The organism is Neobacillus canaveralius, assembly GCF_047237705.1.
Classification (GTDB): Bacteria; Bacillota; Bacilli; order Bacillales; family Cytobacillaceae; genus Neobacillus; species Neobacillus niacini_K.
In genome coordinates this window covers 5,280,987-5,305,040 of the sequence record NZ_JBDFLL010000001.1, presented here as the reverse complement: position 1 = coordinate 5,305,040, position 24,054 = coordinate 5,280,987, and the positions used below count along the sequence as shown (strand labels likewise).

Sequence of the window (24,054 nt, the reverse complement as noted above, 5' to 3'; positions counted from 1 at the left end):
AAACTATTTTCGATGACCGAAATAATAAAAGTGTGATATTCTTATATAAAATAAAATGTCGAAGCTGCCTTAGGAGAAACAACTATGCTGATAAAGCTAAATAAACAACTAGAAAAAATTATGCCCTTAATTACTCCCACAAGTGTAGTATTGGGAGTTTTACTTTCTGTTTATATAAAAGATTTTTCCTATTTGATTCCTTGGATTTTTGCGTTTATGACATTTGCAGGAAGTTTGAACTCGAATTTCAAATCTCTATCAGATGCAGTCAAACATCCGCTTCCAATACTTGCTACGATGGTGTTACTGCATATCCTGATGCCAATATGGGCCTGGGGTGTCGGTCATATAACGTTTCAAGAGGATGTTTTTACGATTACAGGCATTGTGTTAAGCATGGCTATTCCTACTGGGATAACCAGCTTTATGTGGGTTTCAATTTATAAAGGAAATCTCCCATTGACCTTATCCATTATTCTTATCGATACTATTCTATCCCCATTGATTGTTCCGTATTGTTTGTCTTTCTTAATAGGGGAGAAAATTGAAATGGACTTTATGAGTATCATGCAAGGATTAGTTGGAATGATTGTACTGCCTTCGATTCTTGGAATGATGCTAAATCAGCTTCTAAAAAGGAATGTGACGAAAAAGTTAAGTGCAAACTTGGCACCTTTTTCAAAAATCAGCCTTGGCTTTGTAGTCATGCTAAATGGGGCAGTCATTGCACCTTATTTAAAAAATATTAATCTAAAACTAGTTAGTATCATCCTAGTGGTTTTTTTTATTGCATTAACCGGTTACCTATTTTCGTTTCTAATCGGTAAACTAATCAGAAGTGATCGAGAAACAGTCGTTTCTTTGACTTTTTCAGGTGGAATGAGAAATATAAGCGCCGGGGCTGTTATTGCTGTTACCTATTTCTCCCCGGCAGTTGCTGTACCGGTAGTTGTTGGAATGCTATTCCAGCAAGTCCTTGCTTCCTTAACCGGCCATTTTTTAGCCCGTTATTATGACAAGAAAACGATATATCTAGAACAAAGTCATGAACACTCCCCCACCTAAGCAAGCTTTGAGGAGGGGGGTTCTAATGTATCGAACCCAAAAAAACGGAACGATTAACACTAGCGGAGTTGACACATCGGCGATCTTTTTACGTCCAACCCCTCTATCCCATTGGTCTTTCCTTTGGGACTTCTTTTTTTATTAAACGGTCAATGTTTGTGGATGTAACAGCTGAACGGAATTTAATGTGATTTCCTTTTCAAGCAATCGCAAAATTCCCTTTTTCATTATGTTCGAAGCTCCATTTACATCTGCATTAAGAAGAGTGCCTTCTTTGGTTCGATATAATCCTCGTTTCTTTCGTTTTCCAGAAAAGGAGTGCTTCTTTCCATTTTCGTAAACAGGAACGTGATCTCCATCAAGGAAACTCGCTTTTGATGTGTAGGATTCTTCTGTCACCATGACTCTAATTCCACATTCCCTAGCTTTATATGTGATCATGCTAATAAGAGTACTGTGAGGAATATGAACAAACGATTGGTTGTTTTTCTTGCCAATGTTCACTTCTTGCTTCCAATCCTTATTTTGTCCAATGATGATAACAGAAACTTTTTCTTCTATCGCAGTTTTGACAATATGGTAACTAGCTTTATGGAATATGTCTTTAAGTTTTAAACTTCTATTTTGATGTAATTTCTCCAATCTATTGGAAGTAAAAGGTCCTTCCTTACTTTTCTTACCCTGATGTAAAATGCCAAGATAATGAGCTTTCATTTTGTTGTAGTATTGATTAATGGATTTAACGTTTTTGCCCTTTACCAAAATAGGTCTTCGACCAGTGTTGGTAACAATGGTTGCAAGGTTATCAATTCCAATATCAATCGACATATATCTTTCGTTTACCATCATTTCTTCTTTTGATTTAGGGACATCCACAACTAATTCCACTACATATTGACCATATTTAGGAATCACTCGAACCTGCTTTAGTTTTCCATTCATAACGCCTAGATTACCAATGTTTAGTTGTTCCTTTGTCTTTGGGAATTTCAAATACTTATTGTTTTTAACAACACAATCTTGGTTGGTAAATATCACTTCTTTTTCTTGAGACCGGCTGTATCCAGGAATTCTTGGTTTTCCTTTGAACTTAGTCGGATTTATCTTATACTCTTTTAAACTTTCAAAAAACGATTTCCAATTTTGAAACACTGTTTTCATCACGCCTTGGCTTGATTGAACAGGGAGTGACCGGTAATCATTTTGAACGATCACCTTAAAAAGAGCATCTAAAAAGTTGTAATCTACATATGGATTTCCTTTCGTAGGGGTCTTAAACAGATTGCACTTTACATCTTTTCTTGTTTCAGCCGATTTCAACTTTTCTATTTCCCTTTTCTTTTGAAAGCAAGTAATTGGACATCATTCATTTTGCCAATATTATCTTGAATGGTTGATAACACTTCTTTTTGAAGTGGTTGAAGTTCTTTGATTTGAGTTAAAGCTGTATAAACTTGTCTGTAGTAGAAATTTGTCGTGTTGTACATATTCTTCGCAAGCGCGCATGAAGTTTTAAAATAGGAATGCATACGATGCCCATTTTTTATCCGAATTTGATAAGTTTTATAGTGCTTTTCCATTATCATATTTTTCACCTCTAGAACATGTGTTTGTAGTTATATTTTACCAAAAACTACATCAAATGTCTCGTAGTATCACCTTAATTTTTAAGTTATTTAAATATTATAAAAAGTACCAATTCACCCCCTCCTTAAAACTTTCCGTTTTTGAAGAATTGGTACTCTTGATAGAAATGATTGAATTTAAAATTTTGGCACTTCCTTATAGAAGTGTCATTTTGTATGGCAAAGGGTTGTAATGGGAAAAGTAAACGAGAAAATTTTCGTTGACATGAAACCAAAAGGTTTTATATAATTCAAGAAGTGAAACCAAAAGGTTTTATATTAAAATGTGAAGGCAGGAGAAATAATTGGAGAATACATTACAAGATATTAAACAAACAGTTGTCATTAACGCACCAATCCAAAAGGTCTGGGAACAGGTATCGTCTGCAGAGGCTATTTCTGCATGGTTTATGCCGAATGACTTCAAACCGGAAGTGGGAGCAGAGTTTCATTTACAATCCCCATTCGGTCCATCTCCATGTAAAGTGACTGAATTTAATCCGCCTCATTCTCTTTCGTTCAAGTGGGATACGGAAGGCTGGTTTTTATCGTTTAGTTTAAAAGATTTGGGGGATAAAACAGAGTTCACCCTTATTCATGGCGGCTGGCCGCAATCAGACGCAATCATTGGCAAGGCTAACCAAAAAGCTTCTGATATTAGAAATCATATGGCTCAGGGATGGGAAGGTATCGTTCAAAAACTGCGCAAGCTTTTGGAGGACTAAGTGTCATCCTCAGCACAAAAGCATGATGTATTTCAAGCGATTGCAGACCCAACTCGAAGAGAAGTACTGCGATTGCTCGCAGAAAAGGAGCGCCCCATCTCAGAAATAACGGCCCATTTTCCAATGAGCAGGACAGCGATTGCTAAACATCTTCAAGTTCTTTCGGAAGCTGAACTAGTGAGTGGACAAAAGGTAGGGAGAGAAAAAATTTACCGGCTCCACCCAGAGCCGCTGACAGAGCTAAAGCAATGGCTATCCTTCTACGAAAAGTTTTGGGAGAACAAGCTGTCTATCCTTAAACATATAGTTGAAAACCCAAGCGATCATTCAATTGGGCTCATAGAACGCGAAGACCGACATAAGTAAATTGTCGGTCTTTTGTGTTCTGACAAGGCTGGGGTGGATGACATTAAAAAGAGTGCCGCTATTTTATTGACATCGTATAAGGATATATGATATTTAATTAATGTCGGGATTAGCACTCTTCGGGTAAGAGTGCTAATCGAAGTAAAATCTATCTAACAATTTGAATAAGGAGAGGTTTCTATGTCCAAAAAACAATTTAAAGCTGAATCTAAACGACTATTAGAAATGATGATTAACTCTATTTATACACACCGTGAGGTATTTTTAAGAGAGTTACTCTCTAATGCCAGCGACGCGATTGATAAAATCTATTACAAAGCATTAACGGATGACTCGTTAAACTTCGATAAGGACAGTTACTTTATAAAAGTAATTCCTAACAAAGAAACTAGAACATTGAAAATTATTGATACCGGGATAGGTATGACGAAGGAAGACCTTGAGAATAACCTTGGTACAATTGCGAAAAGCGGATCGTTAGCCTTTAAAAAGGAAACAGAACTAAAGGATGGCTATGACATTATCGGTCAATTCGGTGTCGGCTTTTATGCAGCATTCATGGTGGCGGACGTAGTTACTGTAACGAGTAAGGCATTAGGAAGTGAAGAAGCCTACAAGTGGGAATCTAATGGAGCAGAAGGATATACAATTGAGCCAGCAGAAAAAGACTCTGTTGGTACCGAGATTATTTTAACAATCAAAGAAAATAACGAAGATGAAAATTATGATGAGTTCTTAGAAGAGTACCGTTTAAAGTCTATTATCAAGAAGTACTCCGACTTTATCCGCTATCCGATAAAAATGGATGTGTCTAGCACGAGACCAAAAGAGGGAAGCGATAATGAGTTTGAGGAATATGTTGAAGAACAAGTCGTTAATAGCATGGTTCCAATCTGGAAAAAAAATAAAAGCGAACTAAGTGACGATGATTATGCGAACTTCTACGCAGAAAAACGTTACGGATTTGATAAACCTATTAAACATATCCATATAAGTGTTGACGGGACTATACGCTATAATGCGATTTTATATATCCCGGAAAAAACTCCATATGACTTCTACTCAAAAGAATTTGAAAAAGGCTTGGAGCTCTATTCAAATGGTGTATTAATAATGGACAAGTGTGCAGACCTGCTTCCTGACCATTTTAGTTTCGTAAAAGGAATGGTTGACTCTGAGGATTTATCTCTTAATATCTCAAGAGAAATGCTGCAGCATGATCGCCAATTAAAGCTTATCTCTAAAAATATTAACAAGAAAATTAAGAGTGAGCTGCAAAGCTTGTTAAAAAATGAACGTGAAAAATATGAAGAATTTTATAAATCATTTGGCCGTCAATTAAAATACGGAGTTTATAGTGAATTTGGTGCTAATAAAGAGGTATTGCAGGATCTAATTATGTTCTACTCTTCTAAAGAGAAGAAGCTTGTCACTTTAGACGAATACGTATCAAGAATGCCAGAAGATCAAAAATATATATATTATGCATCAGGTGATTCGATTGAAAGAATCGATAAATTGCCACAAGCAGAGTTTGTTTCTGAAAATGGCTATGAGATTCTTTATTTCACTGAGGATATCGATGAATTTGCAATCAAAATGTTAATGACCTACAAGGAGAAAGAATTTAAATCCATCTCCAGTGGGGACTTAGGAATTGAAGGCGAAGAAAACAAGAGCGATTCCGAATCAGAGGAGAAGGAATACAAAGAAATCTTTGACTATATGAAAAATATTTTAGAGGGTAAAGTCAAGGATGTCCGAGTTTCAAAACGCTTAAAGTCTCACCCTGTCTGCCTTGCAACTGAAGGCGACATCTCCATTGAAATGGAAAAAATCCTTGCTGCCATGCCAGATAATCAAAATATTAAAGCGGACAAGGTTTTGGAAATCAACAAAAATCATGAAGTTTTCCAATCATTAAAGGAAGCTTTTGATAATGATAAAGAAAAGCTAGATCTGTATACAAAGTTGCTTTACAATCAAGCACTGCTTATTGAAGGTCTGCCAATACAAGATCCAGTTGAATTTACGAATGATATTTGTAAGATTATGGTATAGTACGCCTAAAAAGCCATCCGCAGTGGATGGCTTTTTTAGCTTGTTTATTAAACTCTTTTAAACTCCCTTATACGCTTTCCGATAAATTTCAGCTAGTTCTGTTACTAATGGAAGCTTAGGGTTAGCAGTAGTACATTGATCTTCAAAGGCTTTATCTGCGAGGTAGTCAACCCTGCTTTCGAAAGTGTCAGCATCAATATTATTTGCTTCAATACTCATTGGGATTTCAAGCTCTTTTGCCAGGCGAATGATCGCTTGAACAAGGCTTTCAACTCCCTCTTCCGTTGTATTGGCAGGAAGTCCAAGTGTTCTTGCAATTTCTGCATAACGCTTATCTGCTACAAAGTGCGCATATTTCGGGAATGCTGTAAATTTATTCGGTTTAGCTGCGTTATAGCGAATGACATGTGGCATTAATATTGTATTTGCACGTCCATGAGCAATATGGAATTCTGAGCCTAGCTTATGGGCAAGGCTATGGTTGATACCAAGGAATGCATTCGCAAAGGCCATCCCAGCAATTGTTGAAGCATTATGCACCTTTTCACGTGCTAATTCATCATTGCCATTTCGATAGGCTCTAGGCAGATATTCGAATACAAGCTGGATTGCTTTCATCGCAAGTCCATCTGTATAATCATTAGCCATACAAGACACGTAAGCCTCAATTGCATGAGTCAATACATCCATTCCAGTATCAGCTGTAATATGTTTTGGAACAGTCATTACAAACTGTGGATCAATAATCGCTACATCTGGTGTTAATTCATAATCGGCGAGCGGGTATTTAATATTTGCTTCCTTATCGGTTATGACGGAGAAGGAAGTTACCTCCGACCCTGTTCCAGATGTAGTTGGGATCGCTACAAATTGTGCCTTTTCACCTAACTTAGGATATTTCACAATACGTTTACGGATATCGAGAAATTTCTGTTTTAAACCAAAGAATTCAGATTCTGGATTTTCATAGAACAGCCACATTCCTTTGGCCGCATCCATCGCTGAACCGCCGCCAAGGGCAATGATTACATCCGGCTGGAATTTAGCCATCATTTCGGTACCCTTCATGACTGTTTCAATGGATGGATCTGGTTCTACTTCTGAAAAAATTTCACAGTGAACATAATCAGGTCTTTTCCTTAAATAGTATAGTACTTTATCTACATAGCCTAGTTTCACCATTCCAGGGTCCGTTACAATGAATGCTTTAGAAATCTTCGGCATTTTAGCTAAATACTGTGTTGAATTTTTTTCAAAATAGATTTTGGACGGAACTTTAAACCATTGCATATTAACATTCCTTTGGGCTACTTTTTTAATATTGATCAAGTGAATCGCACCAACGTTAGTAGAAACAGAGTTTCCTCCATAAGAACCACAGCCAAGGGTTAGTGAAGGCATATAAGCATTGTAAATATCACCGATGGCACCCTGTGAAGATGGGGCGTTGACAATAATTCTTCCAGCTTTCATTCGGTAGCCATACTGCTTAATGACATTTTGGTCTTGGGAATGGATGACGGCAGAATGTCCTAAACCGCCAAATTCTAACATTTCTTCTGCTCTTTTTAGGCCTTCTTCAAGACTATTAACCTTGTAACAGGCTAGGACTGGGCTTAATTTTTCTCTTGATAGAGGGTATGCTGGTCCGACGCCGTCTAATTCAGCTACAAGTATTTTTGTGTTTTCTGGAACAGTTACTCCTGCCAATGCAGCAATTTTACTTGCAGCCATGCCAACAATATTCGGGTTAACCGCACATGAAATTTCATTAATTACTAATTTTTCAACTTTCGACTTTTCTTCTTCATTTAAAAAATAACAATTATTTGCAATCATCTCATTTTTGACTTGAGAATAAATCTCTTGATCAATAATAACGGCCTGTTCAGAAGCACAAATCATTCCATTGTCAAAAGTCTTTGATAAAATTAAGTCATTTACTGCTTGATGGATATTGGCTGATTTCTCCATATAGCAAGGGACGTTTCCAGGTCCAACGCCGAGAGCAGGTTTACCAGAGCTATAAGCAGATTTGACCATTCCCGCGCCGCCAGTTGCAAGAATCATAGATATTTTAGAGTGATTCATTAGTGCTTGTGTAGCCTCAATAGATGGCGTTTCAATCCATTGGATGCAATTCTCAGGAGCGCCTGCCTTTATCGCTGCATCCCTAAGGATTCTTGCCGCCTCGCTGCTGCATTTTTGTGCGGATGGATGAAAGGCGAAAACAATTGGATTTCTCGTTTTTATAGAGATTAGTGCTTTAAACATTGTTGTGGACGTTGGATTGGTTACAGGGGTAACTCCTGCAATTACACCAACTGGTTCTGCAATTTCAATGATTCCTTCATGCTCGTTTTCGTTTACAATGCCGACGGTTTTATCATATTTGATATTATGATAGACATATTCAGTTGCAAACATATTTTTAATGATTTTATCTTCATAAACACCTCGTTTGGTTTCCTCAACAGCAAGTTTTGCAAGCTGCATGTGCTGATCAAGACCAGCCAAGGCCATTTCCTTCACAATCGTATCAATCATTTCTTGATCAAAGCTGCGGAATTCCTCTAAAGCTTTTCGTCCGTTTTCTACCAAGGTATCAATCATGGATGTTACACTTTGCAATTCCTTGCCGGTTTTTTCTGCCACTGCCATTTTAATTCCTCCAATTATTCAAGACTTTGTGAAATATTTCACAAGATTATATAAAAAATAATAACTAACTAATTGATAGGGAATTACCTTGTTACTCACAAACTGGATTTCGCGGTATCTTTTCAAAAGAGATATCATTAAGTACTTTAGAGTATTTTTTTACGATGATGACAAAATTCACTGTCCAAATATAACATGGAATATTTTCATTATCTTTAAACATCATTGCCTCAAATTCATCACCAACAGTCTCTTCGAAAATTTCTTGTGTATAGGTTTCAGAATCTGTTGAGAAGGATTTCCATTCACATAGCATCATGTCTTATCACTCCTTGTGCTCTTTATGAATTTATAATAACACTGATTTTAGATAAAAGTTTGTGAAATATTGAACAAACTTTGAACTATTAACGATAATACCGAAAATGGTCCTTTTTACCTAAGTAGGGGGGAGAAGGAAAAAAAAACAGCCCTTAATCGTTGGGCTGTTAGTCTTCTAGCTTTTCTTTATCAAACCAAAGCAGTTCTTGATCCTCTTCATCGCCATTATAGTTGATAAAAATCTCTTCGCCTGCTTTTATGTCTTTGTAAGCAAAGAAGTCAAAGGAATGGTTTGGAAAATTAATCTCATAAGTGGCATTTGGCTGATAGGAATGATTAAATAGCATCCCATAACCTAAAAGAATACATGTGTGGTTGATCCCATATTCAAACGCATAGTCGGCAAGCAATGTTTTTTCGATATGTTCATGCTCAGCATTGGGATAGGCGATAACGGGTGCTTCATGGATAAGTTCACCCTTTTTAATATCACGTGTAGCGAATACTCCTCTATTGAACTCTCCGTCACTGATTTTTGAAGATTTTACTTCTATCATGTTCGTCACCTACATTTACTTTCTTGAAGTCAGATATCCTTATAGTTTGACAGGTAATGGCATTGAAAGCAACCATTTTTGGTTCTCGCATGATAGTGTGTCTAAAAAGCACGAAATTTAATCAGGACTGATGTTAATATGCTCGAATGTTGATACCTTAAATAAACCTTTATCAGTAAGTTTTATCTCTGGGATAACAGGAAGAGCTAAAAAGGAAAGGGTTAAAAAGGGATTGAAATGGTCGTTTGCTCCCAGCTTTTCAAGAGCAATGTGAAGGTTATTGAGACTGGCATATACTTTCCTGTAAGGGCGGTCAGACATTAAACCTGCAATCGGTAATTCTAATGATGCCAGGACTTGGCCCTCTTTAATAACCACCAGCCCACCTTGCATTTCTTTAATCGTATTGGCAGCTAAAATCATATCATCATCATTGGTTCCAGCAATAATGAGATTATGTGAATCATGTGCAATAGTGGTCGCAATTGCACCATATTTTAATCCTAAGCCTTTGACAATGCCTAAACCAATTTGCTTGGTCAAATGATGGCGTTCGATTACGGCAAGCTTTAACTGATCGCTACTCGTCGAGGGTTGGAAGAGCCCTTGATTGCATGTATCCACTTCCTCCACGATATGCCGTGTCACGAGACTGTTAGGGATGATTTCAATGATATTTGCTTTATTTATTGTTAACGGGATATCGAGATTCGCTTTTAAGAGGTCATTAAAGCGGACTGAGTTTCTTAGAGAATCACTGTCCTCCATATGGATGGTACTAATATCAGTAACCAACTTGCCATCCTGTACAACAGCTTTTCCGTCTTTATAAACATGTACGATTTTTAAAGTATCAAGATCTTCTACTAAAGAAAAATCTGCTTTGTAACCGGCCGCGATTGCTCCCTTATTACTAAGCCCAAAACATTCTGCTGCATTGATTGTACCCATTTGAATAGCGCTAATTGGGGATATTCCTGAGTTGATTGCCAGTCTAACGTTATGATCGATGCTGCCTTCGAGCACTAGATCATCTAAATGCTTATCGTCGGTAACAAATAAGCACCTCCGGGAATTATACCCATTTACTACCGGAATCAAATTCTGTAAATCTTTTGCTACAGTCCCTTCACGAATCATTAAATACATTCCACTCCGAAGGCGTTCTTTCGCTTCTTCCACTGTCGTACTTTCATGATCGGTCTTAATGCCCGCAGCCATATACACATTCAAGTCACTTCCAGATAATCCTGCAGCATGACCATCGACCTTTTTTTCGAACTGTATTGCGTCAGATATTTTGTTGAGCATATCATCCTCTGCATTTAGGACAGCAGGGAAATTCATGACTTCAGCTAATCCTAGGACTCGTGGATGTTGGTAAAGGGGTTTTAAATTCTCCGCTTTTAAAATAGCACCTGAGTTTTCAAAGCTAGTTGCAGGAACACAGGAAGGCAGCATTACATAAATATCAAAGGGAAGATCTTCGGAAGAATCTAGCATATATTGAATGCCAGCCGTACCCAGGACATTCGCAATTTCATGGGGATCAGCGATAACGGTCGTTACTCCGTGAGGAAGAAGGACCTTAGCGAATTCACTTGGCGTCACCAAGGACGATTCGATATGAACATGGCCATCAATAAAAGCGGGGACGACATAACGGCCCTTTGCATCAACAATATGTGTCCCGTCATATTGTCCAACACCTGCGAAATAACCATCGACAATGGCAATATCTCCTTCTATTATCTCTCCGTTAAAGACATCAATAATCCTGCCGTTTTTAACAACTGTATCCGCGGGTTCTTTTCCTGAAGCCACAGAGATTCTTCGGGCTAATTGTTTTTTCTCCATTGCTCGACACCCTCTAACTATGAATTAGTATTCTACTTTATTCTTTGAGCTTTCCCATGTTCGGAAGGGAATATCACCATCGTCCGGAAAAAGTTGCTTCATGGGTATTTTTCGATTTTCCATTGGTAATTCAAGTTGTTCATAAATGAATTGATCATCAAACCCGATCTTGGCCGCCTCCTGTTTCGTGCAGGCATAGTAAACGGCCTTTGGTCTCGCCCAGTAAATAGCACCAATGCACATTGGACAAGGTTCACAGCTCGTGTAGATTTCGCAATTCGTTAGTTGAAAATCCTTTAAATAGCTGCAGGCCGCGCGAATGGCCTGGACCTCTGCATGTGCTGTTGGATCATTAGAAGCGGTAACCTCATTACGTCCTACTCCAATTATTTTTCCATCTTTCACCACAATGGCTCCAAACGGTCCACCATGATTGGTTAGGACATTATTGAGCGCTTCTTCAATTGCCTTTTTCATAAAATGAATATCTGACATGGAATCTCTCCATTCTTTGGTATATTTTAATTCATTTACAAGCTATGGAGTGACACTAAGGTCCAATTATCTATTTAACTTGAAATTCATTATTCTATAACACACTAAGAATTTCTTCCTTGTTGTCAGGTTTATTAACACACTTTTTATCGCTGTGATGATTAAAAAAACTTGTTAGATTATATGACGCGTTTGTAGATACTATTTCGGCAATTCGATATTATAGTGAAAAATTGGCAGGACGAGTTTGCTGTGTTACCGATAGCTGACAAAAGCCTGAGCCATTTATGAAGATTCATAAATAGAGAGAGAACAGGTGATGTATTTTTAGGAGGTTCGGAATATATATAGTTTTAACTGTAAGCCATCTGAATGGTCATCAGCTGGAGGAAGAGAGGTGAGGTTATGGAGGAAGTAAATCTAATGAACAAGGAGGAGTTTGTACAAAAAGTAGGCTGGGTATTTGAACATTCTCCGTGGGTGGCTTCAGCGGCATGGGAAAGTATGCCGTTTGAATCCCGTGAGAACCTCTTACAAACGATGATTGATATTGTTCAAAATGCCGAGGAATCTAGGCAGTTAGCGTTACTTCGTGCACACCCAGATTTAGGAACAAGATTGCAAATGTCTGAGGTTTCTCAAAAGGAGCAAGCTGGAGCAGGACTTGATAGGCTTTCAAAGGAAGAGTTTGAGGAGTTTGTATTGTTAAATGAAATGTATGTAAATAAATTTGCCTTTCCATTTATTATGGCGGTAAAAGGGCAAAGCAAAGAAACCATTTTAGCCGCAATGAAGCAAAGGGTTGATAATTCCTACGAGGAAGAATATAACATTGCCTTACGTGAAGTGTATAAAATCGCTGGGTTTCGATTGAATGATATTTTCATAGGATGATTTGTTCATGATGATCGAAATTCTTAAAAAATAAGGTTGTTTTCGCATAGTTTGATGGTTAATTAAGGGTATTGAGGACAAATCTCAGGGCTAGTCAGAAGGATTTGTCCTTAATCAAGGGTATTGAGGACAAATCTCAAGGCCAGTCAGAAGGATTAGTCCTTAATCAGGTGTATTGAGGACAAATCTCAAGGCCAGTTAGAAGGATTCGTCCTTAATCAAGGGTATTGAGGACAAATCTCAAGGCCAGCCAGAAGGATTCGTCCTTAATCAAAGGTATTGAGGACAAATCTCAAGGCCAGCCAGAAGGATTAGTCCTTAATCAAGGGTCTTGAGGACAAATTTCCCAACCATTCAGAAAGATTTGTCCTCAATATAGGTTCAATCAACAAAGTTTACAAGAAGAGCCAAAAAACAAAAGAGTGGTAACCATGACCTGATTTTAAGCCTTTTAAAATGATAAAAGGAGGCTAAATACAATATGAAAAGAACGATGAGCTATGGGAAAGCGGATGTATGGGTTTATCGAACCTACGCTAAGCCGTTAACAGTGATTCGAAACATCCCCGAATCCACATTCGCAGGCAGAAATAACATTCTGTTTGGCATGAATGTAAAAGTCGCGGTTGAAGGTGAAGCATTTTTCCCCTCATTTAAAGATGGTGACAACACTCTGGTTGTTGCAACGGATTCAATGAAAAATTTCATCCTTAAGCATGCAGGAGATTATCAGGGAGCTACCCAGGAAGGTTTTCTTGAATTTGTCGCACACCGCTTTCTTGAAACTTACTCACACATGACAGGCATTACAATCTCAGGTGAACAAATTTCCTTTGAAGAGCTTCCTGTCCCGGCAAATGGCGGCTTTGAACCAAGTCCACTGGTGTTTCGCTATTCACTAAACGAACAAGCAGCAACCTCCATAGAAGTGAAACGTGAAAAGGATGAAATCATCACCACCAATCACCTAAGCAGTTTAAAGGGACTTAAGCTTATTAAGGTAAAAGGCAGTTCGTTTTACGGCTATATAAAGGATGAATATACGACATTGCCGGAATCCCATGATCGCCCGCTGTTTATCTTTTTAAATATTGATTGGCGTTATAACGACCTTGAGGATGCAAGAGGAAATACACCTGATGGCTATGTGGCATCAGAACAAGTAAGAGATATTGCGTACACCGTTTTTCATGAAGAAAACTCTCCATCCATCCAAAATCTGATTTACCGTATTGGTACTAGAATCCTAGAGCGTTTTCCACAGTTAGTAGAAGTACGTTTCGAATCTAATAACCGTACATGGGAAACGATTTTAGATGAAATTCCTGCCTCACAAGAAGGGAAAGTATTTACTGAACCTCGTCCCCCTTATGGTTTCCAATGTTTTTCGATGACCCGTGATGACCTAGAATCTGAAGGGGTCTCAAAGTAATGACAGGGAAGCTGACAACTCATGTCCTAGACACTAGTATAGGAAAGCCGGCTAGCGGTGTGTTAGTAGAGTTAGTACGTGTCCACTCGACCAAAGAGAAAGAAATCATCACATCTTCCTATACAAATGAAGATGGCAGATTAAATCAACCCCTACTGGAGGGGGAGCATATGAAAATGGGTATCTATGAACTTCATTTTTATATAGGAGACTATTACCGATATCGCGGAGCAGCAACTGGAACCCCCTCATTCCTGGATCGTGTTCCCGTAAGATTTGGTATTTCTGAACCAGATTCCCACTATCATGTGCCGCTTTTGATCTCACCGGGAGGGTACAGTACGTACCGAGGGAGTTAGGAGGAAAAATGAGTACTGAACTTTGGGTGAAAAACGGATATGTTTTTACTGAAGACGGGTTTCGGTATGCAAGTATCAGAATTATAGATGGAAAGATTGATACTCTCTATGAGTGCGATTCTGAGCCAATAAAAGAAAACAAAACCAATTCCATAGACGCAAGTGGATGCCTAGTCGTTCCAGGTTTTATTGATGCACATGTTCATTTCAATGATCCCGGTAGGACGGATTGGGAAGGAATTGAGACCGGAAGCACTGCCGCAGCAATTGGAGGAACGACAACAATCTTTGATATGCCGCTAAATTGTTCACCATCCGTAACAACCGTGAAGAGTTTACACAATAAAAGGGAGTATCTAACCTCCCAATCTTATGTTGATTATGCTTTGTGGGGCGGGATGACAAGTAATTCCATTAGTAATACCGAGGAACTCGCCCAAATGAGCGAGGGCATTATTGCTTGGAAGGCATTTATGTCTGAGAGCGGCATCGATGATTTTCCATATGTCCCGCCGCAACAATTAGAACAGGCTATGAAAATAGCAGCACAACAAAATAAAATCCTTGCATTGCACGCAGAGTGGGAGGAAGAGATTAATACCCTTACCACTTTTTATAAAAATCAAAACGCCCTCAACGAGCGTAAAGCCTTTCTAGCCAGCAGGCCCATATCAGCGGAAGAACAGGCGGTTAGTTACGCGTTAGAGGCAGCTGCAAAATATGGTACATGTGTCCACTTCGTTCATATCAGTTCAGCGAGAGTAATTAAACTCATTCAACAAGCAAAAAAAAGCGGAATAAACGTTACAGTTGAAACCTGTCCACATTATTTAATTTTTGATGAAGAAGATTTCCTTAAAGCTGGTGCCATCCTTAAGTGTGCCCCGCCGCTTCGGTCGAGGGAAGAGGTAGAAGGGTTATGGGAATGTATTTCAAACGGCTGGATTGATACCATTGGTTCCGATCATTCACCCTGTCTCTTTTCCATGAAAAACACTGATTCCATTTGGGAAGCATGGGGTGGAATCCAAGGAGTACAATTTACCTGGCTTGCATTACTGGATGAGGCATTGAAAAGGAAAATTCCACTTAAAGACATACTTCCTCTAGGCACTGCTAATGTTGCTAATGTGTTTGGAATATCGGGAAGGAAAGGAAGAATAGTGCACGGATTAGATGCAGATTTAGCCTTGATTTCATTAGATGAGACAACGATAGCGGATCAGCAATCGATTGCCTTTCGAAATCAATATTCTCCCTATGAAAATAGAAATTTTTTGTTAAAAGTAAAGAAAACCATTTTACGAGGGAAAGTCATTTATGACGACCAATTTGGGGTAACCCCAGAAAAGTATGGTCAGTATATACAGCCAAGGAAGTGAGTTTATGGGTCAATTCCCCATTAATCTAGAAGAGGCAATTGATTGGTTAGCTTCATTTGGGGGAGAACCAGATGGAGGAGGGGTAACTCGAACACTTTATTCCCAGCCTTGGAAGGATGCCCAGCAAGCTTTAAAGGGATGGATGGAGGATGCTGGGCTCGACACAACTTATGATTCTATTGGAAACTTATTCGGGAGATTGTCTTCATCCAATCCCAATGCCCCAACTATTTTAATTGGCTCGCATGTAGACACCGTCAAATCAGGCGGTAAATATGATGGTGCCTATGGAATTATTGCTGGAATATTGGCTTTAGACTTTCTAAAAAAGACGTATGGGACGCCAGCCATAAACCTTGAGGTGGTTTCTTTTTGCGAGGAAGAAGGCAGCCGCTTTCCGCTTGCCCTCTGGGGTTCAGGTATGATGACGGGAATTTATTCATTTAATGATATTAGTGAAATCAAGGATTCAGAGGGAATAAGCTTCGAGACAGCTATGATGGCAGCAGGATTTGGACTTTCCGAATACAGGGTCCGAAATGATATCCAAAATTTTATTGAACTACATATCGAACAAGGACCCACCCTTGAAAAAGTAGAAAAATCAATTGGCATAGTCAAAGCCATTGTCGGTCAAAAGCGATTCCGAATTACAGTGAATGGCGTATCTAACCATGTTGGAACCACCTCGATGAAATGGAGAAGAGACGCTTTGCATGGGGCGGTAAACATGATTCATGACTTATACGAAAGTGTGAAGAATTACGATGAAGATCTTGTAACAAGTGTGGGGCAGCTTTTTGTTGAGCCCAATGTACCTAATGTAATTCCTAATCATGTTCTGTTTACTGTCGATGCGCGACATCCAAACGAATCGGTATTAAGCTCTTTTTGTCAGCAATTTACTGAAATGTTTTCAACGCATGCTAAAAAACATGATTTAGATATAAATGTTGAGATGTGGCATGAAGTTCAGCCAGCCGAAATGGATGGTAAGCTTAATGAAATCATCCAAAACATCTGCACGAGCAGTACGATTCCCTTCCATTGGATGAATAGCGGTGCGGGTCATGATGCCCAGCTGTTTCCACGAATTTGTCCTACGACGATTCTATTCGTTCCAAGTCAGGGTGGGATTAGCCATTCACCACTCGAGTATACTTCAACAAAAGACTTAGAAACAGGTCTGGAGGTACTTAAACAATTATTACATCAATTAGCGTACAACCGCTAAAGGAGTGATATTTATGAATGATGATAAAGTAAAGATGGTGCAGTGGATACAGGATCACGAGGAAGAACTAGTTTCTTTTTTGAAAAAGTTAGTGCAAACAGCTTCGGATAATCCTGCCGGTGATTGTTTACCGATAGCCAGAGTTTTAGAGAAACAGCTTTCCGAGCTTGGGTTTGAAAATGTGTCTCTCCTCGAAGTAGACGAAGAAAGTGTAAATGCAAATGGGATGATTAGTATGGCTAATGTCCTCGCACCTACAGTGTTTGGTGAAGGGACAAATGTTGTTTTAAACGCTCACGGAGATGTTGTTCCCCCTGGTTTAGGGTGGAGTGTCGACCCATATGGAGGAGAAATAGTTGATGGAAAAATGTATGGGCGAGGAGTGGCAGTATCAAAGTCTGACATTGCTGCTTATACCTATGCGGTGCTTGCATTAAAACAGGTCAGTGCTCAGCTTTCTGGAAGGGTGGACCTTGCCTTTACGTTTGATGAAGAAACAGGAGGTGAAATAGGTCCCAAAAGGCTAATTGATCAAGGCTATATCAAGCCTGATCAAGCAATCGTGGCAGGGTTTACCTATTCGGCTGTAAATGCTCATAATGGCTGTTTGCATTTTGAAATCAAAACAACCGGAAAGTCAGCACATGCGGCCCTTCCGCATACAGGAATAGATGCAATTGAGGCGACTACTAAAATCTTACAGGTTTTATATGATTATCGTAAAACACTGGCTGAAAAGAATTCATCCATCCTGGGAATTGATTTTCCAACCTTGAATGTGGGACTCATTTCGGGCGGCATTAATACCAACGTGGTGCCAGATGAGTGCACCATAAGAGTGGATCGTCGATTAATTCCTGAAGAGGACTTTGTAGAAGCAGAATCTGAGTTTAGAGACCTCGTACATCAAGCAGTATCAGACATCCCTGGAATAAAAATTGAAATTAGGAAAATCCTTCATGCAAAAAGCTTTGGACCAGTTCCGAAAGAATCACCTTTGGTTCTAGCGCTGGCAGCAAACTGGCAATCGATTTTAAAAGAGCAGGGTGAGTTACCTGTTCACGGAGTGCCATTATATACAGATGCCCGACACTTCTTTGCTGCAGGAATTCCTACGATTATGTTTGGAGTCGGACCTAAAGTGTTAGAAGAGGCAAATGGACACCGTGCCGATGAGAATATTCGACTTTCTGATTTACAGGCTGCAACCAAGATCATCGCCTGTACCCTTTATGATTTATTGGCAGGAGGAAACCATGAAATTAACACAGCGTGAGCAGGAAAAATTAATGATCGTCGTTGCTGCCGACTTGGCAAGGCGTAGAAAAGACCGCGGATTGAAATTAAATTACCCTGAAGCGATTGCCCTCATTACCTATGAAATTATGGAGGGTGCTAGAGATGGTAAAACCGTGGCGCAGTTGATGAGTGAAGGGACAACGATTCTTTCCACCGAGGACGTGATGGAAGGAATACCAGAAATGATTCGGGATATTCAGATTGAGGCTACATTTCCAGATGGGACTAAGCTGATAACCGTCCATGAACCGATTCGGTAAATGTTAGTTTAACAGTAAAGGCGGAGAATGGAATGATTCCTGGAGAATACGTACTAAAAAAAGAGCCCATTGAATGTAATCAGGGTAGACCCGTTTCATTGGTGCTGGTATTAAATAAAGGGGACCGTCCTGTACAAGTAGGGTCCCATTTTCATTTTTTCGAGGTGAATGGTTCTCTGCAATTTGAACGCAAGGAAGCCTGCGGAAAACATTTAAATATTCCGGCGGGCACTGCTGTCCGCTTTGAACCGGGCGATGCAAAAGAGGTAGAGCTGGTTCCATTCGCTGGTAAGCGTGAAGTTTATGGCCTAAATAATAAAACAGATGGCCCGTTAGATCAAAGAAAGGGGGACCCTGCATGAGTTTTCGAATGTCAAGAAAGCAATACGCCGACATGTTTGGTCCCACTGCTGGTGATGCCATTCGACTAGCAGATACCGATTTATTTATTGAAATTGAAAAGGATTTTACGAATTATGGGGATGAAGTGAAATTTGGCGGCGGTAAAGTTATTCGCGATGGGATGGGACAGCACCCGCTTGCAACAAGAGCAGACGGGGCACTCGATGCCGTCATTACCAATGCTATTATTGTTGATTATACAGGGATTTATAAGGCTGATATTGGGATACGAGATGGAAGGATTGCAGGAATTGGAAAGAGTGGGAATCCACTACTTATGGATGGAGTGGATATGGTCATTGGGGTTTCAACGGAGGTCATCGCAGGTGAAGGAATGATTGTCACTGCTGGAGGTATTGATGCCCATATCCACTTCATTAGTCCTCAGCAAATTGAAACAGCGCTATCCTCTGGGATCACAACCATGATTGGAGGAGGCACTGGCCCTGCTACTGGTACCAATGCAACGACTTGTACCCCTGGTGAGTGGAATATTCACCGGATGTTAGAAGCGGCAGAAGAGTTTCCGATGAATCTTGGATTTTTAGGAAAGGGAAATTCCTCCTCTCTTGCGCCGTTAATCGAGCAGGTAAATGCGGGTGTCATTGGGCTAAAGCTCCATGAAGACTGGGGGACGACACCCTAAGCGATTGATCATTGCCTACGGGTTGCGGATCAATATGATGTCCAGGTTGCCATCCATACCGATACCTTAAATGAAGGCGGATTTGTGGAGGATACGCTGGCTGCAATTGGCGGAAGGGTCATACATACCTACCATACAGAAGGGGCAGGTGGAGGACATGCCCCAGATATCATTAAGGTGGCAAGCTATCCTTATATACTTCCTTCATCAACGAACCCGACTCGTCCATATACAAAAAACACATTAGACGAGCATTTGGATATGCTTATGGTTTGTCATCACCTAGACCCTGATGTACCAGAAGATATCGCTTTTGCTGACTCGCGTATCCGTAAAGAAACGATTGCGGCAGAGGATATTCTACATGACATGGGCGTATTCAGTATGATTAGTTCAGATTCGCAGGCGATGGGACGTGTCGGTGAAGTGATTACACGGACCTGGCAGACAGCGGATAAGATGAGGAAGCAAAGAGGTAAAATGGCGGAGGATACAGGAGTGGGGGATAACCTCCGGGTTAAGCGATATATCGCCAAGTATACGATTAACCCAGCGATTACTCACGGGATAGCCGATGAAGTTGGCTCCATTGAGGTTGGGAAATTGGCTGATTTGGTGATTTGGGATCCAGCTTTTTTTGGTGTTAAGCCTGAGATTATCATCAAAGGCGGCATGATTGCTCACAGTTTGATGGGAGACCCAAACGCTTCAATCCCTACTCCTCAGCCTGTCTTATACCGCCCGATGTTTGCTTCCTTTGGCAAGGCAAAGTACTCAACATCCATTACCTTCTTATCAAAAGCAGCAATAGAGCTTGGTGTTCATGTTAAGCTGGGGCTTAAAAAACAAATCAAGCCTGCACATGGAAGCCGTCAACTTTCAAAAAAGGATATGAAGCTCAATGCTGAAATGCCAAAGATTGAAGTGGACCCACAAACATATGAAGTCCTTGTGGATGGAAAACTAGTGTCCTGTGAACCAGCGGAAGTACTGCCGATGGCACAGCGTTATTTCTTATTTTAGGAGGAGAAAAGCTTTGATTATTACAGAAATCGTTGGAAACGTTGACGATATTTCGTCCGCTGGCAGGCATATAGAAAGAGTTTTTTTATCAAGCGATGACTTGGTAAAACGAATCCAGCGTGTGACAACTGACCATGGAAAAGAAATGGGAATCCGCTTAGTGGAGCCGAAGGATTTGATTGATGGTGATATTTTATATATGGACGAAAGAAATATGATTGTCGTTAGTGTAACAAGTGATGACCTTCTCGTCCTTCGTCCTTCAAGTATAAAGCAAATGGGCGAAATCGCCCATCAACTGGGCAACCGCCATCTGCCGGCACAGTTTGAAGAAGAGGAAATGCTCGTTCAATATGATTATCTTGTTGAAGAACTACTCGTCCAATTAGAGATTCCTTATACAAGGGAAGAAAGAAAAGTAAAAAAGGCATTTCGACATATCGGTCATAGTCATGGATAGTCAGCTTTTAAGCTTACTGCAATTAGGGGATTCAAATTTTCCTTCGGGGGCTTTTTCTCATTCCTTTGGTCTAGAAACCTATATTCAGGACGAAAGCGTCCATAACAAAGAAACATTTTTTGACTGGATTCGGATCTATTTGGAAAAACAACTAGCTTATACCGATGGGTTAGCCTGCCGATTAACCCTTGAGGCATTAATGAATCAGGAGGTTGCTGAGATATGGAACCTCGATCGAAGATTGTTTGTGCAGAATATGCCGGAAGAAACCCGGCAGGCGAATCGTCGGATTGGGGAAAGACTGGTGGTAATCGGAATCGATCTCTATTCCATCCCTTTATTACAGGACTATTTGAAAAAAATTCGGTTAAATGAAGCTTTTGGACATCCTGCGATTGCTTTTATGATTATCTGCAATTTTTTAATGATTGATAGAAATCAAGCCATTTTAACCTTCTTATATTCTACTATTGCCACTCTCGTTCAGAATGGGGTTCGGGGAATCCCTCTTGGTCAAACTGCTGGTCAAAGGATCCTATTAGAGATATATCCATATTTACTGAAGACAGTCAAAAAGATAGAGGTCTTAGATTTAGACGATTTTGGAGCAGTGGCACCTGGAATTGAAATCGCACAAATGCGGCATGAAAAGCTGCATGTGCGGTTGTTTATGTCATAAATTTTTGTAAAGAAAGAGGGAATAGGAATGGAACCAGTACGGATCGGAATTGGCGGACCAGTGGGAGCAGGAAAGACAATGCTGGTCGAGCGCCTAACAAGATATTTAAATAATGAATTTAAGATGGCCGTGGTAACCAATGATATCTATACAAAAGAAGATGCGCAGTTTCTAATAAAAAACAGTGTTCTACCTGAAGACCGAATTATTGGGGTTGAAACTGGCGGATGTCCCCACACCGCTATTCGGGAAGATGCCTCCATGAATTTTGCTGCAATTGAAGAACTAAAAGCTACTCATCCGGATTTATCAATAATCTTTGTTGAAAGCGGGGGAGATAACCTAGCGGCGACCTTTAGTCCTGAGCTTGTTGATTTTTCTATCTATATCATTGATGTCGCACAAGGGGAAAAAATTCCTCGTAAAGGCGGACAAGGAATGATTAAATCAGATTTGTTTATTATCAACAAGATAGATCTAGCTCCGTATGTCGGTGCCAGTTTGGAAGTAATGGAGGAAGATACGAAGGCAGCGAGAGGGAAGAAGCCTTATATCTTTACTAATTTGAAAACAGATACAGGGTTAAATCTCGTCGTAGATTGGCTTAAGAAAGATGCTTTATTGGCAGGATTGGGGTGAGTGGTTGTTCCTACAGGATTTCTAAGAATAGCTGCAGCACGGAAAAAAGAGAAAACGATTTTTAAAGAAACCTATACAGAGGGAGCTTTTAAAATCACCAGGCCAGTATATTTGACTTCAAGCGGAGAGGCATATGGGTACGTGATGAATCCTGGCGGCGGTTATGTTGACGGGGACTCTTATCAAATTTCTATTGTTCTAGAGGAGGAGGCGGAGGTGCTGTTAACTACGCAATCCTCCACTAAAATTTATAAAACAAGGACAAAGCCAGCTATTCAAGACATGGAAATTCATTTGAAAAAGGGAAGTATTTTTGAATATCTGCCAGACCCCGTAATCGCTTACCAGCATGCATGTTTTAAACAGAATCTGATTGTTCAGATGGAAAAAGGTGCATCTCTGGTTTGCTGCGATATTTTTACACCCGGCTGGGCCCCAGATGGCACTCTATTTCGCTATGATTTACTTCAATCGAAGATGGAAGTCTATTTGGAAAAGCAGCTTGTTTTATTTGATCATATCAAACTAGAACCAGATGAGGATATGACAGGAATAGGCTATATGGAGGGGTATACCCATTTCGGCACGATGATTATCTTAGATGAGCGGGTGAATAAGGATTTTTTAGGAGAACTCCATGCGCTGTTGGAGTCTCTGACCGAACATAGAATCGGTGTCTCCATGCTGGCGGTTCCGGGATTTACACTGAGGGTACTCGCAAACTCTACACAAGCTATAGAACATATTCAAGGTATTACTCACGAACTCATCAGGAAAAAAATCTTAGGGAAAGAACCAGTCTGTCTACGGAAATATTAAGAGTTTGGCACGTAAGATTTTTTGGATGTGTAAAGAGCCAACGCTTGGTGTTGGCTCTTTTGCTTTAAAACGTATGTGCTAAATCTTTAGCACGCGCGATGGCGTTTTCTTTGATTTCTTGTGCTTTGTCAGGCATTGCGTTATGCCCTTCAACAAATAATCCTTCAAAGGATGGCACTCCATAGAATTGCATCATAATATCAAGGTAGCGATGACCCATCTCCATAGCTGCAGCTGGTCCCTCGGAATAGATACCACCGCGAGCCTGAATATGCAAAGCCTTTTTGTCGGTTAACAGTCCAATTGGACCCTTTTCAGTGTACTTGAAAGTTTTTCCTGCAACTGATACCGAATCTAAATACGCTTTCATGACAGGAGGAAAGGAAAAATTCCATAATGGTGTTACAAAAATATATTTATCAGCCGAAATAAACTGCTCACAAAGCTCAGAAAGTCTGCCAACCTTTGATTTTTCATCAGCTGAAAGCTGTTCAAAGTCCGTACCAGAGCGAAGCTTACCCCAACCACTAAAAACATCAACATCTAGTTGCGGAATATTTTCTTTGTAAAGATCCACGTTAATAATTTCATGATCAGGATTCTTTTCTTTGTAAGAATCAATAAATGCTTTTCCTACTGCCATACTATAAGACTGAGTATCATCATGAGGATGAGCTGTTATATATAATACTTTTGTCATTTTCGTATCGATCCTTTCTGTATCTAGCATACATTCTAGTTTGTGCAATGAATGTTTATATATGCAGATACAAAAACAGGTTTTGACCAAAAA

The 24,054-nt window shown here is 39.8% G+C and carries 22 protein-coding genes and 2 pseudogenes; 17 read left to right on the top strand and 7 right to left on the bottom strand.

Features of this window, described 5'->3' with window-relative positions:
- The first annotated feature begins 84 nt into the window (after window positions 1–84).
- Window positions 85–1,065 carry a bile acid:sodium symporter family protein gene (locus ABC255_RS26025; protein ID WP_412998003.1) on the top strand — a complete coding sequence of 327 codons (981 nt, stop codon included), beginning with the start codon at window positions 85–87 and terminating at the stop codon, window positions 1,063–1,065.
- Window positions 1,066–1,206: 141 nt separating this feature from the next.
- Here ABC255_RS26025 and ABC255_RS26020 read toward each other — a convergent pair.
- Window positions 1,207–2,651 (bottom strand): annotated as a pseudogene (locus ABC255_RS26020) (RNA-guided endonuclease InsQ/TnpB family protein).
- A gap of 344 nt (window positions 2,652–2,995) precedes the next feature.
- Here ABC255_RS26020 and ABC255_RS26015 point away from each other — a divergent pair.
- From ABC255_RS26015 to htpG, 3 genes are all read left to right on the top strand, one after another.
- Complete coding sequence (locus ABC255_RS26015) at window positions 2,996–3,415, top strand: SRPBCC family protein (protein ID WP_412998002.1); 420 nt, start codon at window positions 2,996–2,998, stop codon at window positions 3,413–3,415.
- Window positions 3,416–3,781 carry an ArsR/SmtB family transcription factor gene (locus tag ABC255_RS26010; protein ID WP_412998000.1) on the top strand — a complete coding sequence of 122 codons (366 nt, stop codon included), beginning with the start codon at window positions 3,416–3,418 and terminating at the stop codon, window positions 3,779–3,781.
- A 180-nt stretch (window positions 3,782–3,961) separates the two neighbouring features.
- Window positions 3,962–5,842 carry a molecular chaperone HtpG gene (gene htpG, locus ABC255_RS26005; protein WP_412997998.1) on the top strand — a complete coding sequence of 627 codons (1,881 nt, stop codon included), beginning with the start codon at window positions 3,962–3,964 and terminating at the stop codon, window positions 5,840–5,842.
- Between the two features lie 57 nt (window positions 5,843–5,899).
- Here htpG and adhE read toward each other — a convergent pair whose 3' ends face one another.
- The 5 genes from adhE to ABC255_RS25980 all read right to left on the bottom strand — a co-directional run bounded on the left by adhE (window position 5,900) and on the right by ABC255_RS25980 (window position 11,733).
- The gene (gene adhE / locus ABC255_RS26000) at window positions 5,900–8,503 is read right to left on the bottom strand and encodes a bifunctional acetaldehyde-CoA/alcohol dehydrogenase (protein ID WP_412997996.1); all 2,604 of its coding nucleotides are present in this window, start codon (window positions 8,501–8,503) and stop codon (window positions 5,900–5,902) included.
- A 91-nt stretch (window positions 8,504–8,594) separates the two neighbouring features.
- Window positions 8,595–8,822: a hypothetical protein gene (locus ABC255_RS25995; RefSeq protein ID WP_412997994.1), complete on the bottom strand. Its 228-nt coding sequence runs from the start codon at window positions 8,820–8,822 to the stop codon at window positions 8,595–8,597.
- Window positions 8,823–8,991: 169 nt separating this feature from the next.
- Window positions 8,992–9,381 carry an SET domain-containing protein gene (locus tag ABC255_RS25990; RefSeq protein ID WP_412997992.1) on the bottom strand — a complete coding sequence of 130 codons (390 nt, stop codon included), beginning with the start codon at window positions 9,379–9,381 and terminating at the stop codon, window positions 8,992–8,994.
- A gap of 117 nt (window positions 9,382–9,498) precedes the next feature.
- Complete coding sequence (gene ade / locus ABC255_RS25985) at window positions 9,499–11,238, bottom strand: adenine deaminase (protein ID WP_412997990.1); 1,740 nt, start codon at window positions 11,236–11,238, stop codon at window positions 9,499–9,501.
- Window positions 11,239–11,262: 24 nt separating this feature from the next.
- A complete protein-coding gene (locus ABC255_RS25980; RefSeq protein ID WP_412997988.1) occupies window positions 11,263–11,733 on the bottom strand; it encodes a nucleoside deaminase in 471 nt (156 codons plus the stop codon).
- 405 nt (window positions 11,734–12,138) lie between these two features.
- On the opposite strand from ABC255_RS25980, the gene uraD reads away from it, so the two are divergent.
- The 13 genes and pseudogenes from uraD (at window position 12,139) to ABC255_RS25915 (ending at window position 23,261) form a co-directional block, all read left to right on the top strand.
- Complete coding sequence (uraD, locus tag ABC255_RS25975; RefSeq protein ID WP_412997986.1) at window positions 12,139–12,627, top strand: 2-oxo-4-hydroxy-4-carboxy-5-ureidoimidazoline decarboxylase; 489 nt, start codon at window positions 12,139–12,141, stop codon at window positions 12,625–12,627.
- A 481-nt stretch (window positions 12,628–13,108) separates the two neighbouring features.
- Complete coding sequence (pucL, locus tag ABC255_RS25970; RefSeq protein WP_412997984.1) at window positions 13,109–14,059, top strand: factor-independent urate hydroxylase; 951 nt, start codon at window positions 13,109–13,111, stop codon at window positions 14,057–14,059.
- Entirely contained in the window at window positions 14,059–14,418 is a 360-nt protein-coding gene (gene uraH / locus ABC255_RS25965; protein WP_412997982.1) for a hydroxyisourate hydrolase, read from the top strand. The genes pucL and uraH overlap by 1 nt, the downstream gene beginning before the upstream one ends.
- 8 nt (window positions 14,419–14,426) lie before the next feature.
- Window positions 14,427–15,800, top strand: coding sequence for an allantoinase AllB (gene allB, locus ABC255_RS25960; protein ID WP_412997980.1), 1,374 nt, complete (start codon window positions 14,427–14,429; stop codon window positions 15,798–15,800).
- A 4-nt stretch (window positions 15,801–15,804) separates the two neighbouring features.
- Window positions 15,805–17,034 carry a Zn-dependent hydrolase gene (locus tag ABC255_RS25955; RefSeq protein WP_412997979.1) on the top strand — a complete coding sequence of 410 codons (1,230 nt, stop codon included), beginning with the start codon at window positions 15,805–15,807 and terminating at the stop codon, window positions 17,032–17,034.
- Between the two features lie 13 nt (window positions 17,035–17,047).
- Window positions 17,048–18,310: an ArgE/DapE family deacylase gene (locus ABC255_RS25950; RefSeq protein WP_412997977.1), complete on the top strand. Its 1,263-nt coding sequence runs from the start codon at window positions 17,048–17,050 to the stop codon at window positions 18,308–18,310.
- The gene (locus tag ABC255_RS25945) at window positions 18,291–18,593 is read left to right on the top strand and encodes an urease subunit gamma (protein ID WP_412997976.1); all 303 of its coding nucleotides are present in this window, start codon (window positions 18,291–18,293) and stop codon (window positions 18,591–18,593) included. Before ABC255_RS25950 ends, ABC255_RS25945 begins: the two co-directional genes overlap by 20 nt.
- 32 nt (window positions 18,594–18,625) lie before the next feature.
- Window positions 18,626–18,955 (top strand): urease subunit beta, encoded by a 330-nt coding sequence (locus ABC255_RS25940; protein WP_412997974.1) that lies wholly within the window; start codon window positions 18,626–18,628, stop codon window positions 18,953–18,955.
- Window positions 18,952–20,664: pseudogene (gene ureC / locus ABC255_RS25935) on the top strand (urease subunit alpha). Before ABC255_RS25940 ends, ureC begins: the two are co-directional and overlap by 4 nt.
- A gap of 13 nt (window positions 20,665–20,677) precedes the next feature.
- Window positions 20,678–21,124, top strand: a complete 447-nt coding sequence (gene ureE / locus ABC255_RS25930; RefSeq protein WP_412997972.1) for an urease accessory protein UreE — start codon at window positions 20,678–20,680, stop codon at window positions 21,122–21,124.
- Complete coding sequence (locus ABC255_RS25925) at window positions 21,117–21,803, top strand: urease accessory protein UreF (RefSeq protein ID WP_412997970.1); 687 nt, start codon at window positions 21,117–21,119, stop codon at window positions 21,801–21,803. Before ureE ends, ABC255_RS25925 begins: the two co-directional genes overlap by 8 nt.
- Window positions 21,804–21,830: 27 nt before the next feature.
- Entirely contained in the window at window positions 21,831–22,442 is a 612-nt protein-coding gene (gene ureG, locus ABC255_RS25920) for an urease accessory protein UreG (RefSeq protein WP_412997968.1), read from the top strand.
- A complete protein-coding gene (locus tag ABC255_RS25915; protein WP_412997966.1) occupies window positions 22,443–23,261 on the top strand; it encodes an urease accessory protein UreD in 819 nt (272 codons plus the stop codon).
- A gap of 64 nt (window positions 23,262–23,325) precedes the next feature.
- On the opposite strand, the gene ABC255_RS25910 is transcribed toward ABC255_RS25915, so the two are convergent.
- Entirely contained in the window at window positions 23,326–23,961 is a 636-nt protein-coding gene (locus ABC255_RS25910) for an FMN-dependent NADH-azoreductase (protein WP_412997964.1), read from the bottom strand.
- Window positions 23,962–24,054: the final 93 nt, after the last annotated feature.

Coding starts and splice junctions, on each gene's coding strand:
- htpG (WP_412997998.1), top strand. CDS start 3,962: ATGTCCAAAAAACAATTTAAAGCTGAATCTAAACGACTATTAGAAATG.
- pucL (WP_412997984.1), top strand. CDS start 13,109: ATGAAAAGAACGATGAGCTATGGGAAAGCGGATGTATGGGTTTATCGA.
- adhE (WP_412997996.1), bottom strand. CDS start 8,503: ATGGCAGTGGCAGAAAAAACCGGCAAGGAATTGCAAAGTGTAACATCC.
- ABC255_RS26025 (WP_412998003.1), top strand. CDS start 85: ATGCTGATAAAGCTAAATAAACAACTAGAAAAAATTATGCCCTTAATT.
- ade (WP_412997990.1), bottom strand. CDS start 11,238: ATGGAGAAAAAACAATTAGCCCGAAGAATCTCTGTGGCTTCAGGAAAA.
- ABC255_RS25925 (WP_412997970.1), top strand. CDS start 21,117: ATGGATAGTCAGCTTTTAAGCTTACTGCAATTAGGGGATTCAAATTTT.
- ABC255_RS25980 (WP_412997988.1), bottom strand. CDS start 11,733: ATGTCAGATATTCATTTTATGAAAAAGGCAATTGAAGAAGCGCTCAAT.
- ABC255_RS25955 (WP_412997979.1), top strand. CDS start 15,805: ATGGGTCAATTCCCCATTAATCTAGAAGAGGCAATTGATTGGTTAGCT.
- ABC255_RS25950 (WP_412997977.1), top strand. CDS start 17,048: ATGAATGATGATAAAGTAAAGATGGTGCAGTGGATACAGGATCACGAG.
- ABC255_RS25940 (WP_412997974.1), top strand. CDS start 18,626: ATGATTCCTGGAGAATACGTACTAAAAAAAGAGCCCATTGAATGTAAT.
- allB (WP_412997980.1), top strand. CDS start 14,427: ATGAGTACTGAACTTTGGGTGAAAAACGGATATGTTTTTACTGAAGAC.
- ABC255_RS25910 (WP_412997964.1), bottom strand. CDS start 23,961: ATGACAAAAGTATTATATATAACAGCTCATCCTCATGATGATACTCAG.
- uraH (WP_412997982.1), top strand. CDS start 14,059: ATGACAGGGAAGCTGACAACTCATGTCCTAGACACTAGTATAGGAAAG.
- ureG (WP_412997968.1), top strand. CDS start 21,831: ATGGAACCAGTACGGATCGGAATTGGCGGACCAGTGGGAGCAGGAAAG.
- ABC255_RS25945 (WP_412997976.1), top strand. CDS start 18,291: ATGAAATTAACACAGCGTGAGCAGGAAAAATTAATGATCGTCGTTGCT.
- uraD (WP_412997986.1), top strand. CDS start 12,139: ATGGAGGAAGTAAATCTAATGAACAAGGAGGAGTTTGTACAAAAAGTA.
- ABC255_RS25990 (WP_412997992.1), bottom strand. CDS start 9,381: ATGATAGAAGTAAAATCTTCAAAAATCAGTGACGGAGAGTTCAATAGA.
- ABC255_RS25995 (WP_412997994.1), bottom strand. CDS start 8,822: ATGATGCTATGTGAATGGAAATCCTTCTCAACAGATTCTGAAACCTAT.